The organism is Corynebacterium casei LMG S-19264 (assembly GCF_000550785.1).
Lineage (GTDB): Bacteria > Actinomycetota > Actinomycetes > Mycobacteriales > Mycobacteriaceae > Corynebacterium > Corynebacterium casei.
On sequence record NZ_CP004350.1, the window covers coordinates 218,112 to 231,010 of the forward strand.

The 12,899-nt window shown below is 55.3% G+C and carries 12 protein-coding genes; 9 read left to right on the forward strand and 3 right to left on the reverse strand.

Annotation, left to right across the window (positions count from 1 at the left end; translation table 11 throughout):
- Position 1 precedes the first annotated feature (1 nt).
- Positions 2-844: a VOC family protein gene (locus CCASEI_RS01135; protein WP_006823807.1), complete on the forward strand. Its 843-nt coding sequence runs from the start codon at positions 2-4 to the stop codon at positions 842-844.
- Here the strand turns inward: CCASEI_RS01135 and CCASEI_RS01140 are convergent.
- The 3 genes from CCASEI_RS01140 to CCASEI_RS01150 are packed head-to-tail and all read right to left on the reverse strand — an operon-like array spanning position 753 to position 4,008.
- A complete protein-coding gene (locus tag CCASEI_RS01140) occupies positions 753-1,739 on the reverse strand; it encodes a PrsW family intramembrane metalloprotease (RefSeq protein ID WP_025386910.1) in 987 nt (328 codons plus the stop codon). The two genes, CCASEI_RS01135 and CCASEI_RS01140, sit on opposite strands and share 92 nt — an antisense overlap.
- Positions 1,736-2,392 (reverse strand): hypothetical protein, encoded by a 657-nt coding sequence (locus CCASEI_RS01145; RefSeq protein ID WP_025386911.1) that lies wholly within the window; start codon positions 2,390-2,392, stop codon positions 1,736-1,738. The genes CCASEI_RS01140 and CCASEI_RS01145 overlap by 4 nt, the downstream gene beginning before the upstream one ends.
- A 26-nt stretch (positions 2,393-2,418) precedes the next feature.
- Positions 2,419-4,008: a Na+/H+ antiporter NhaC family protein gene (locus CCASEI_RS01150; protein ID WP_025386912.1), complete on the reverse strand. Its 1,590-nt coding sequence runs from the start codon at positions 4,006-4,008 to the stop codon at positions 2,419-2,421.
- Positions 4,009-4,191: 183 nt separating this feature from the next.
- On the opposite strand from CCASEI_RS01150, the gene CCASEI_RS01155 reads away from it, so the two are divergent.
- From CCASEI_RS01155 to CCASEI_RS01195, 8 genes are all read left to right on the forward strand, one after another.
- Positions 4,192-6,135 carry a M13 family metallopeptidase gene (locus CCASEI_RS01155; RefSeq protein WP_025386913.1) on the forward strand — a complete coding sequence of 648 codons (1,944 nt, stop codon included), beginning with the start codon at positions 4,192-4,194 and terminating at the stop codon, positions 6,133-6,135.
- Positions 6,136-6,172: 37 nt separating this feature from the next.
- On the forward strand, positions 6,173-7,093 hold the full coding sequence (locus CCASEI_RS01160; RefSeq protein ID WP_025386914.1) for an alpha/beta hydrolase: 921 nt from the start codon (positions 6,173-6,175) through the stop codon (positions 7,091-7,093).
- 221 nt (positions 7,094-7,314) lie between these two features.
- Positions 7,315-8,511: an ABC transporter substrate-binding protein gene (locus CCASEI_RS01165; RefSeq protein ID WP_006823801.1), complete on the forward strand. Its 1,197-nt coding sequence runs from the start codon at positions 7,315-7,317 to the stop codon at positions 8,509-8,511.
- On the forward strand, positions 8,508-9,290 hold the full coding sequence (locus CCASEI_RS01170; RefSeq protein WP_006823800.1) for an ABC transporter permease: 783 nt from the start codon (positions 8,508-8,510) through the stop codon (positions 9,288-9,290). The genes CCASEI_RS01165 and CCASEI_RS01170 overlap by 4 nt, the downstream gene beginning before the upstream one ends.
- On the forward strand, positions 9,283-10,071 hold the full coding sequence (locus tag CCASEI_RS01175; RefSeq protein WP_025386915.1) for an ABC transporter ATP-binding protein: 789 nt from the start codon (positions 9,283-9,285) through the stop codon (positions 10,069-10,071). Before CCASEI_RS01170 ends, CCASEI_RS01175 begins: the two co-directional genes overlap by 8 nt.
- Positions 10,072-10,270: 199 nt before the next feature.
- Positions 10,271-11,170: a hypothetical protein gene (locus tag CCASEI_RS14940; RefSeq protein WP_155894808.1), complete on the forward strand. Its 900-nt coding sequence runs from the start codon at positions 10,271-10,273 to the stop codon at positions 11,168-11,170.
- Positions 11,167-12,135: a hypothetical protein gene (locus CCASEI_RS01190; RefSeq protein WP_225868422.1), complete on the forward strand. Its 969-nt coding sequence runs from the start codon at positions 11,167-11,169 to the stop codon at positions 12,133-12,135. The genes CCASEI_RS14940 and CCASEI_RS01190 overlap by 4 nt, the downstream gene beginning before the upstream one ends.
- 94 nt (positions 12,136-12,229) lie before the next feature.
- Entirely contained in the window at positions 12,230-12,889 is a 660-nt protein-coding gene (locus tag CCASEI_RS01195; protein WP_025386919.1) for a hypothetical protein, read from the forward strand.
- The last annotated feature ends 10 nt before the right edge of the window (positions 12,890-12,899 follow it).

Here is a 12,899-nt window from a genome sequence, read left to right on the forward strand (position 1 = left end):
CATGCCCGCATTTATGTCGGAAGTAGGCATGCCCTACTGGATTGATCTCACCACTTCTAACCCGGAAAAGTCGGCCGAGTTTTACCGCAAGGTGCTCGGCTGGGAGGTGACGGCGGAGACGGATGAGTACCGTATCAGCCGCACGCAGGGCCTTCCTATCGGCGGTTTCATTCCGCAGCCAGCGGATTCCACCATGCCGGATACCTGGGTGACTTACTTCCGCGCGGGCAATTTGGAGAAGGAATGCCAGCGCGCGGAGGAGCTCGGTGGCAAGGTATTGTCCGGGCCGCAGCAGGTTGAGCTGGGGCAGATGGCATTGCTTACCGATGCCGCCGGGGCGCTGTTCGGCCTTATCGAGCCAACGAACACTGAGCAGTTCGTTGCCGCCGGTGAGCCGGGTCTGCCGGTGTGGCATGAGCTGACCGCAACGAAGGATTTTGCTAAGGCGCTGGACTTTTACGGTGAGCTGTTCAACTGGGAAATCCGCACCCAGCCGATTACCGGTTCCGGCCTTGCCGGTGAAGCTGACTACGCGACGGCTGAAGAGGAAGGCGCACCGTTCGCGGGTATTTGGAACGCGAAGGATAAGTTCCCGCCACAGGTCGGGGGCTTCTGGCAGACCTACCTGGGTGTACGCAACATGGATGAGGCAATCAATTCTGCCGTGGAATCCGGCGGTGAGGTCATCCGCGAGCCGTGGATGTCTACCTTCGGCCTGATGGCGTTGATTGCTGATGCCACCGGTGCGACCATCACTCTGACTGAAGTTGAGGACGCTCCTGAGGACGACGTAGCCGAAGGTGATGACCTTCTTGGTTTGGACGTGGAGTTTCCCCAGCAATAACTAGGCCCCGGCCGACGCTATGGCTGGCAACCCCTGCGGCATGCTTTTTGTGAAGCGCTGCGGGGGTATAGCTTTGTCCCAGATCGGCTCGGTACAGCTTCATGCTGCGGAAGCAGATGCGCGCAAAGATGAAGTACATGATGGCCATGACAACGACGATCTTGATGATCATCGAGGTATTGCTCACCAGGTTATAGTTCCACGCGTAGTGGATGGTGAAGGCCACGAACCACCACAACAATGCGGTACCTAAACGCCACATGCGCGACTTGCTGCCGGCAAATAGCGCCAAGCCGATCCCCCAACCGGCAATCGCCGTGCACACCAGGTGCAGGCCAGGGCCAGCAAGAACGCGCAGGCCCCAGGTTTCCCAGAACCCAGCCCAATCAGAATCCTGGTGCATTTGGGCACCGCTGGCGCCGTACAACACGTTTTCTAGCACCTCAAAGCCCAAGCCGATGACGCCGCCGACGATAAACCCGTGCCACGGCCGCGATAGTTGCGTAAAGGCCAAACAAATGACCACTATGCCGAGGGCTTTGATGATTTCTTCTGGATAAGCACCGCCCCAGGAGTACACGTCGGCGCGGTATCCGAGGTAGCCGAAAATATCCATCACCGGTATGGCGATGGGAAACGTAAAAATGATGGCGACACCGCCACCCCACAGCATCGCGGCGTAGATCCACAGTCGTGATTCGCCTGCGCGCTTCTGCGGCCAAAACGGTAAGCGGGAAAGCAAGAAGATAGCGATGGCAAAATACACCGCAGTCAACACAACACTGAGCAAACCCAATCCAGGAGACATAAACAACGCGGTAAGGAACATGAATAGGAAGCCGAAGACTCCAACGATCATGCTGATGATGGTCAGAACGCGAAAGAACTTGCTCATGCGTTCACCTCGTTTGCTTCTGGCTTGGATGCGTCAGCGTTCAACGAAGGAACTTGGTTGTCGGGCAGCTCCGGAATACCGGGGATAAATCCTTCTGGTAGCTGCTCCATCGTTGCGTCTAGGTCGATGGGAAGTGGATCGTCGTGGAAGCTGTCCCAAATCTGATTGGATAGGGGGACGAGTTCATCGGTAGGCCCTTGCACCATGATTTGGAATTCCTCGCCGGCATACTCCCCGGTACCTTGCACGCTCATGGCTACGAGTTCGGCATGTGGAATGGCCATCACGGATGCGTTTCCGGCGTGAATAATCGGGTCATTGGTGAAGGAGAGCATCATATTGGCGCGTACTGCGCGGCGCAATGAGTGGTCTGAATCTTCAACATCTTTGACCTTGTTAATCTGCACGCTGACGCCGTCGCACAGATAGGCATCTGGCAGCATTCCGTTTTGGTTCCAGACGCACTCCACGCCTTCAACAGGGATTTCCCAATCAGAAGAAATAGGCCCGATTGATAATGATTCGGTGGGCTTGGGGTTCTGGGATACAAGCGATAAAACGGCAGAAGGCGCCGTGATGGCCACTGCCATGACGACGCATACCAGCGCGAAATATTTCCCCGATCGAGCCGGCTGAAGTCTATACGTTGCCATAGGCACCAGACTACAAGCCGCAGCGGCTATGCTTCAGCGGCGACTTCAGCAACGGTGGTTTTGTTCATGGATTTGAGAACCACAGCGATAACAATGAGTGCTACGAGCATGCTGACAAAGCCGATGATTGCAGAGGTAGTCGCTGCATAAAGCACGTAACCGACCAATGCGGCAATGGCGCCAACGAAGGCATAAGGCAGCTGCGTATTAACGTGCGTTGCCACGGCACAACCCGCACCTGTGGAAGACAAAATGGTGGTGTCTGAGATAGGGGAGGAGTGGTCACCCCAGACTGAACCGGCAAGAACCGCACCGAAGGCTGGAATCAACAAGGTGCCATCGGGCGCAGCAGCGTTGATGATTTCACCCGCCAGCGGTAACAGAATGCCGAATGCACCCCAGGAGGTGCCGGTCGCAAACGCCATACCGGCGGCGACGAGGAATAGAATAGGAATCAACAAGACTGGTGGAACGGACAAGCTGGTGACAATGCTTGCGAAGTAAGCGCCGGTGCCCAGCTGACCAATCAAAGAACCCAGCATCCAGGCTAGGAGCAAAATGTAAATCGCTGGAAGCATCGATTTTGCGCCGTCCAAGGTGCCGCTGGCAATAACGCGGGAATCAAACTTCGGGTTCTTACGCGTGTAGCTAACACAGTAAGCAAGCGCGACCAGCAGACCGGCAACACCGCCAATATTCAGAGTCAACGCCACATCGGCATTAGCCATCGCATCCAGCATGGACCAGGAACCTGCTGCGAGCGCACCGGAGATGTACATGCCGCCCACAACGCCGACAACCAGAACCACGAATGGAACAACCAAAGCAGAAATGGTGCCGTTGTGGTGGGTAGGCAAGTCATCCGTAATCTGACCTGGTGCGTCATCGCCTTCAGCCATGACGCCTTCACCGAGGGCAGCGCGCTGTTCTTCCTTGCGCATCGCGCCGAAGTCCAGTTGCCACAGCACAACAATCCACAGCAGGATGATGGCGGCAACAGCGTAGAAGTTCAAGACTGCGGAGCGAAGAAAGACTTCCATCTCACTCATAGTCAGCGCCGAAGCAGCGATGATAGGTGCCATGATACCGATGATGGACGCGCCCCAGCTAGAGAGAGGTACAAGCACAACGGTGGGGGCGGAACTGGAATCAACCAGGTAGGCAAGCTTGGCGCGGGAGACTTTCTGCTGGTCGGAGATAGGGCGAGAAATCTGACCCACAGCCAAAGCGTTGAAGTAGTCATCAATGAAGATGGCCATGCCTAAAATAGCGGTAAGAATCTGGGAATCGCGCCGGCTTTTCACACGCTTGCGCGCCCAGTTAGAGAACGCGGCGGTACCGCCGGACATCAGAACCAATGCGGTAATAGCGCCTAGTTCCAGCAAGAACGTGAGGATCAAAATGTTGTACCAGTTGAGCGCACCCTCAACCCAGAACAGTTCCACAACGCTGGAAAAGAGCAATTTGAGGCTCTCCAGTGGGTGGAAATTTGTGATCAACAAGATACTTAGCAGGGATCCTGAAAGTAGTGACAACAGCACCCGCTTGGTGGCAATGACCATGATGATGGCTACTAGCGGCGGCAAAATTGTCAATAGAGGAAAAGATTCAACCATCACAAGCTCCGATTAAGTAAAAAATTCTAAGCCAGCATAATATATTCTCATTGCAGTGTCTCATTGCGTGGACAGTTATTTGTTAGGTAAGGAAAATTAATGGGGTTTTGAAGTTGCTGTTTTACGGCAGTGGAAATTCTGAATCGCTGCCTTGGCGAAGTGTTTTCGCCTAGTATGGGCACTATGACGCAACTTAAAGACTTGTACCAATTTGTTAACGGGCCTTACCTAAAGTCCCATGTCATCCCCGATGACCGCGGTGTTGATGGCACCTTCCATGAACTGCGAGATCAGGCGGAAGAGCTTTCACACGAGATTGTTAAGGAAGACACCGGCCGCGCTGGCACTGTCTATACTTCTTTTATGGATGCCGAAGGCATCAACGCTGCCGGCATGGCACCGCTGGATGCTGATCTGGACCGTTTGGCTGTAGCTGACGTTGATGAGTTCGCAACGGTTCTGGGTGAACTAGAGCGCTTCGGTGTGAGCTCCCCGGTGACCTTCTGGGTGGAGAAGGATTCCGGTTCGGAAAACTGCGTTGCTTATATCATCCAGTCCGGATTGGGCCTGCCGGATGAGGCTTACTACCGCGAGGAATCACACGCAGAGACCTTGGCGGCATACCAAGTCCACGTGGAAGAGATGCTGGGCTTTTTGGATCCTGCTCGCCTCTTTGGCCTCGGTGCCAAGGTTGCAGCTGAGCGCATTGTGAACCTGGAAAAGCAGATTGCGGCTGGCCACTGGGATGTTGTTGCTACCCGTGATGCGGTCAAGACCTATAACCCAACTGAGTTCACTGACTTGCCAGAAATTGTTCGCACGGTGCTGACCGGCGCCGGTATTTCAGCGCACCGCGTGGTCAACATGATGCCTTCTTATCAAGAGCACTTGGCGCAGCTTCTGACTGAAACCCAGCTGGCAGATTGGCAGCTGTGGGCAACCTGGTCCATCCTGCGCGCACGCGCCGGTGTTCTTCCAGAAGTAGTAGGGAAGAAGAACTTTGAGTTCTACGGCACCAAGCTCACTGGTGCGACCCAGCAGCGTGACCGTTGGAAGCGAGCCCTCGGTCTGGCTGAGGGCATGGTGGGCCAGGAGATTGGCAAGATCTTCGTCGAGCGCCACTTTCCGGCATCGTCCAAGGCAGAGATGGATGAACTGGTGGAATACCTGGTTCGTGCTTACCGCGAGCGCATTTCTAAGCTCGAGTGGATGACCCCGGAAACCCGCGAGCGCGCACTGGAGAAACTAGGTAAGTTCAAGGCCAAGATTGGCTTCCCTGATACCTGGCGTGATTACTCCGGTCTGGAATTCTCAGCTCAGGGCACTGACCTGGTGGAGAACCTGCGCAACGGTAATGCGTGGGCGCATGATTTTGAACTGAACAAGATTGGCAAGCCAACGGATCGTGATGAATGGTTTAGCACCCCGCAGACGGTGAACGCTTTCTACAATCCGGTGGTCAATGACATCACCTTCCCGGCAGCAATCTTGCGTCCTCCTTTCTATAACCCAGAGGCAGATGCGGCGGAGAACTTCGGTGCCATCGGCGCGGTTATTGGCCACGAGATCGGACACGGTTTTGATGATCAGGGCTCGCAGTATGACGGCGAAGGAAACTTGAATTCCTGGTGGTCTGATACTGACCGCGCGGCATTTGAAAACCTGACCTCCAAGCTGGTGGAGCAGTTCGACGGCGAGGTGCCTTCGGTGCTCAAGGACGCCGGTATTGAATCCGGTGGAGTCAATGGTGAGTTCACATTGGGTGAGAACATCGGTGACCTGGGCGGACTGGGTATCACCGTGGTTGCCTACCGCATGTACTGCGAAGACAAGGGCTTGGACATCAACGGCCAGAAGGCCAAGTTTGAGGTCGAAGGCGGTTCAGATGAGCTCGCCGCAGGGGAGTTCACCGGCCTGCAGCGTCTTTTCCTGGCGTGGGCACGCGCATGGCGCACCGCCATTCGCCCGGAGATGGCAACGCAGTATCTAGCGATGGACCCTCACTCACCGGCAGAGTTCCGCTGCAACTTGATTGCCGCAAACATCGAAGAATTCTACGAGGCATTCGACGTCGCCGAAGACGGCCCAATGTTTGTAGAAGAAAAGGACCGCGTCACCATCTGGTAGGCACCTGCCGAGTGATGCACCCGGTAACCTTAGGTGCATGACTGACAAGGTGAATGACGTTGAAAATCAGCAGTGGCATATCGGCGGATATGACCACAAGATGAGCCAAGAGGGCCAGCTGGAACAGCTGTATTCGCACCTCGAGGCTCATTTTCCGCTTCCTGATTTCACGCCACCGTGGAAAGGCGGCGCCGGCGATCCGCTTCCGGCGGATAATTATAGTGCCAAGCTGACCGACCGCATCACGCAGTCCTCAATGATGGTGCTGGGCACCGCCGTGGATCACGCGATGCCCGGTGTCGCCTTCACCGAAGGCATTGACGTCACCACGCCAGGCGACGGCCTTACCCAGTTCACCCCTACTAGCCAGGACAGCGCTGAGCTGTCCTCATCAAGGTGGATTGTTTCTTTCCATTCCGGCGGCTGGTGGCGCGGTTCGGGCGCGGCACTGGAGATGCAGTGGCAGCCGGAGGTCGCCGCGGTCGCGAACCTCGCCGGGGTTACGGCGTTGGATGTGGATTATCCACTGGCGCCGCAACACACGGTTGCAGACATGGTCGCCGCAGGCCGCGCAGCCATTAAACATGCGCGCAACAACGGCGCCGAAAAGATTGTGCTGTGGGGATATTCCTCAGGTGGTGCACTCGCAACATTGCTTGCCGATGCCCCCTCCATCGACGCCCTTCTCCTTACCTATCCAGACTTCGCAGCCCTCGATGGACTGCCCAATGACATTCGCGACGAGGAAACTTTGCCCGCGAGTGATGTGTGGCCAAAGACCTATATCCAGATTGCGCTGCAAGACGAAGTCGTCGATAACGCCAACACCCGCGCCGTCGCACAAGGCGCGCCGGAGCTCACTATGGCGGAGTACGTCTCCCGTCACCGCATCTCCACGCCGGAAGTCGCCCGCCAGCGCGTGCGCGACGTCGCCGACTTCATCAAAGCCCTGGGATAGACCAAGCGGTTCGGGCGACATTAGGGCGTTATTATTCACGAATCAAAATGCTATTTTGGTGCTGTTTTGCGTGGTGAATGTGGTGCATAGCGACTGGTTGTGGACACGGCACAATTTATTCACTACTCTCACAAGGTGTCGTATTTGAAAGACAGACCAGTCTATTGAGAGTTGAATGCTCGGTCTATTAACTTTCGGCCCGAGTGAAAGATGCAGTACTAGTGCCACATGAACATAAGTCTCACAGCTTAAACCGCCTGGACCGCAGGCGCTTTTTGCAGTTGGGCGCGCTGGCGACCGTCGGTACGGCGGTGGCTGGATTGGCGGGTTGTGGGACATCGGCAAGCAATGGCGAACCAGCGGACAACACCCCGTTGACCATCGGCTACGTGCCCATTGCGTGCTCTGCACCGATTGCTATCGCTGACGCCCTGGGCCTGTTTAAAAAGCACGGCGCGAACGTCGTGTTGAAGAAGTTCTCCGGCTGGGCTGACCTGTGGACGGCCTATGCCACAGAACAGCTGGACGTGGCGCACATGCTTTCACCCATGACCGTGGCGATTGATGCCGGCGTGACCAATGCCGCGCGCCCCACGGAGCTGTCTTTTACCCAAAACACTAATGGCCAGGCCATTACTTTGGCCTCCAAGCACTATGGCTCAGTGAACTCCGCGCAGGATTTCAAGGGCATGGTGCTGGGCATCCCGTTTGAGTACTCCGTGCACGCGTTGCTGCTGCGCGACTATTTGGCCGCGAACGGCGTGGACCCCATCGCTGATGTGGAACTGCGCCTTTTGCGACCAGCGGACATGGTGGCGCAGCTGTCCGTGGAAGGCATCGATGGCTTTATCGGCCCGGAGCCGTTCAACGAGCGCGCCATCAAGAGCGGCTCCGGCAAGATTTGGCTGATGACAAAGCAACTGTGGGACAAGCATCCATGCTGCTCGGTGGCGATGGCCAAGGAATGGAAGGCGGAGCACTCCAGCGCCGCGCAAGGTGTAATCAGCGCGCTGGAAGAAGCCGCTGCCATATTGAGCACCCCGGCGCAGTTCGATTCCTCCGCGCAGACGCTGTCGCAGGAAAAATACCTCAACCAGCCCGCAGAGCTTCTCGATGGCCCATTTTCCGGCGTCTACCAAGACTGGCACGGCAACACGCATACTGACTTAGAACGCATGTCCTTTGGTGATCCAACGGACCCGGCGGCAATCGTGTGGATGGCCACCCAGATTGCGCGCTGGGGCTTGGGCGGCGACACCCTGACCATGGATGATGCCACCATCATTAAGGCTGCACAGAGTGTTTTGGCGCCTGGTCTTTCAGTTTCCGGCGAGCGTTTGAGCATCAACGGTGTGGACTTTGATCCACTTGCCCCTACCCGTGGCTATGACCACATGGACTCGGTGATTTTTCGGTGAATACTAAACCAAAACCACTACACGCCGTCATTATCGGCGTGGTGATGTTCTTCCTCACCATCGGCGTGTGGCAATATGCCGCCAACGCCGGGTGGATTAGTGATATCGCGCCAACACCAGCGAATACCTTCCAGCGCGCGGTGGAAATTCTCTCCGACCCGTTCTATCAAGATGGCCCCGCCAGCGTGGGAATTTTCTGGCACCTGATGGCCAGTTTGAAGCGCGTGCTATTGGGCTTCTTGCTTGCTGCGATTATAGCTTTGCCAGTGGGCTTTATTCTGGGGCGCAGTACCACGCTGCGCTGGGCTGTCGATCCGGTAGTGCAGGTTCTGCGCCCAGTCTCGCCACTGGCGTGGCTGCCACTCGGTCTCGCGCTTCTCAAAGACGCTGAAAACACCGCCGTCTTCGTCATCTTGCTCTCGGCGCTGTGGCCGATTCTAATTAACACCATCGATGCCGTGCGCAGCGTTAATCCGACGTATATCAACCTCGCGGATACCATCGGCACCGACTGGTGGTCACGCATTGTTTATATCTGGCTGCCGGCTTCCTTGCCGGGCATTATCACCGGTCTGCGCCTGTCATTGTCCACCGCGTGGCTAGTTATTGTCGCGGCGGAGATGCTCATCGGCGGCCGCGGCGTGGGCTTTTTCGTGTGGAACGCCTGGAACCGCCTGGATATTGACGCCATTGTTGTCGCGATTTTCATCATCGGTATCGCGGGCCTGATTCTTGACCACCTCGTCGGCGCATTGCAGAAAGTAGTTCGCTATGACTAAATCCCTAAAAACCACCGCGACTGATGCCTCAGTTGAACTGGACTCCATCACCAAGTCCTATGGCCCGACCACAATTATTGGTGATACCAGCATCAACATCAACGACGGCGAGTTCGTCGCCCTGCTTGGCCCATCAGGCTGCGGCAAGTCCACCATTTTGAAGATGATTGCAGGTCTCGCGGAGCCATCCACCGGCACCGTTAGCACCGGTCACAAGAAGGTGCAGGGGCCTGGCCCGGACCGCGGCATGGTGTTCCAGGACCATGCGCTTTTGCCATGGATGACCGCGCGCGGCAACATCGACTTCGGGCTGCGCTCCGCACGACCAGGCTTGAGCAAAACCGAGCGCGCTGAGATTACCAAGAACCACTTGGAGCAAGTAGGGCTTTCCGATGCCGCTGAGCGCCGCCCCGCCCGCCTTTCCGGCGGCATGCAGCAGCGCGTCGGCATCGCACGCGCCTTCGCCATCGACCCGCCGATCATGCTTCTCGATGAACCCTTCGGCGCCCTCGACGCCCTGACTCGCCGCGAACTACAAATCCAGCTACTCAACATCTGGGAAGCATCACGCCGCACCGTCGTCATGGTCACCCACGACGTTGACGAAGCAATCCTGCTCTCCGACCGCGTCCTCGTTATGTCCAAGAGCCCCGAGGCCACCATCATCGCCGACATCAACGTCGACCTCCCGCGCCCACGCCACGAAGTCAGCGAAGACCCTTCAGTCGAAGCCAAGACCGCCGAACTGCGCAAGGAAATGCTGAATCTGCTGGAGCACTAAGCAAAGGAACAGCGCATAATCAGTGCAGAATTGTGCAATTTTGTATCTCCAAATATGATTTATCTGAATAACTAGCATCCCTTCGGGTGAAGTATTGCGCGGGGAGAACTCCCCATATCGTCAAAATAATAGTGCCAACCTGTGGATCTTGTGTGATGATTCTTTGTAAAAGCTGGCATACAAACTAAAGGACAGTGTGATGAACGAGAAGAATCCTTGGGGTAACGGTTCAAATAATTCTGCGGGAAACTCAGGGGCTTCTCCAGACGGGCACAATCCTTGGGGCACTCCATCGCAGGATGAAAATCCCTGGGCAGTGCATCCCGAGACTTCAGCATTTCCTCCAGCCAATGAATATTCTCATTCAGCACAAAATGCTCCATGGGACGAAAGTGCGGATTTTGCTTCAGCTTCATATGGGCAAGGGGGATACTACGGATCCCAGGAACAGCCCGGGTATGAGCAGGCAGCGGCCACTCCTCAAGCGCCTGCAAAAAGAAAAGGCAGGTGGGTACTTCCTGTTGTCATCATTTTCGCATTGATCGCACTGGTAGCTGGCGCTGTCGTTGTTGCTATCCAGACTGGATGGCTGAACCTCAGTACTCAGGGAGACGCAGAACCTCACATCGAAACTGAAGTTGTTGTTGTCCCTGCAGAGGGAGACTCCGAAGAGTCCGGTGACGACGGCGCTGCAGATGAGGAAAGTGAAGATAACGACAGCACTGATGAGGAATCGGATGGCGATGGTAATCGAGACGATGAGGCAGAGGAAGAAGACAACTCACGCCCATCCGCGATATCTCTTCCTCGCAGCGCATCAGAGATAGATACCTCCGACTCGCGTGGTTCCGCGCGGTCGGTAACCTCCGATGATCGTGAATTTAGCGATGTTTATACCGGAACGAGCGTTACTAGTGATGCATTTGCTCGAGCGGTGCACTCGGCTTTCTTGGACTTTTATGAATCCACGGGCGAAACCTCAGGAGCTATTACTGCGTATAGTCCAGTAACCCAATTGAACTACACGATGGACTGTAGGGATAACGGTAGCTATGTCACCTGTAGCGGCGGAAATAACGCGGTCGTTTATATCTCATGATGAGCACGTTTCGGTCGAAAAGTTCGGCTGCATTAGTGGCAAGTTGCCTAGGAGTTTCCCTATTTCTCACGGGATGCACAATCGGTGTTTCATCGAGCTTTGATGACGAAGAAACCACACCAAGTACCTTGACAGTAACAATTTCCAGCAGTGCCGCAGCTGATATACCGCATTCGACCGAAGCGATTGAATCAACCGTTGAACCTGAGCCGATTCAAACGTCTGAAAGCGCTACAACACAACCGAATGTCGATGACATATCCGGTCAACTGCAATTAGCTGTTGATAATGCGATTTCGGCATACGGTGGTTCAGCGGAAATTGCATTTTCTGATGGTTATACCTCAGTCACCGCGGGTGATATGACTCCGTACGCTTCCTGGTCAACAATCAAGGTGCCTATTGCTATTGCGGCTTTAAGAAACGACCCTTCCCAACTTGCAAATGTTACGGCGGCTATTCAGTGGTCGGATAATGCTGCTGCTGAAACACTATGGGGATCTCTAGGGGCACCTGAAGAAGCAGGGCTAGTTACTGAGGAAGTGCTAGCGGAAGGCGGAGTGCAGGTACCTGTAAGCACAGTGGTGACACGGGAAGGATTCAGCTCTTTCGGTCAGACGATGTGGGCAGCGAGTGATCAGGCACGTTTCGCAGCAAACTTGGCGTGCATTCCTGGAAGTGAGCCAATTTTACAGAATATGGCGCAGATTGAACCCAGCCAATCCTGGGGAATTGGTGGCCTTCCACAAGCACAATTTAAAGGTGGATGGGGACCTGAACCCAACGGCTCATACAGCGCCAGACAATTTGGGTTGACCACTGATCCGGCAACAGGGCAGTCCCGGGCCTTGGCGATCATCGTCAGATCAGGGTCTGGGAATTTCAATGATGCCCAAATGATGGCAAACGCGCTAATCTCAGAAGTGCAGAGTGTGATACCACAGTCGCCTCCTACCTCTTGCTAAAATCTGAATTCCCCTACCGGGTAAAACCGCAGGAGTCAGAATCGATTGCGGTGCTACTCGAATTATGAGCCCCCTACTCTCAATGAGGTTTTCTATGACTCCTGCATCTCAACCACCTCCATTGCGGATTGATGACCTGCTTGGCAACCGCATCATTCTTGAAGCCGGCCAGGAAGCGATTGTTGGCCGTTCGGGTACCTTCCCGGTCGGAACGGATGATGCTTTTCTGCACCGAAGTCTCTTTCAGCTTTGGTATGGCGGCTTAGGGTGGATGATCGCAAACCGAGGAAGGCACATTCCGCTGGACATTGAGCCTCGCGGTTCTCGTTCACTAACACGCATCCATTTGGGGCCGGGGGCTGTGACGGTGATGCCGGCTGGGCCAAGCGCAATTACGTTTACAACCCCGGAACGTCATTATGAGATTCACATTGACATCCCATCTACAGGGATTTCCCGACCCTCACAGCTGAACACTTTTGATGGCGACATTACTCATGCTCGCCACATTCCAAATGAAGATCAGCGGATTATGTTAGACGCCTTAGCTGCTCCGTTGATTAAGAACCCGGGGGCGAATGATGGAGATCTACCTACTGTCAAGGAGCTGGCTGAGCAGTTGGGGTGGACGGAAAAGAAAACCAATCAGAAGATTGAACGCCTCTGCCAGCGCTTGGCGCAAGACGGTGAAAATGTATATAAACCCTATAAAAATTTCTTAGCGCACTACGCAGCTAGTCAAGCTCGACGCTGAATTTTATAGC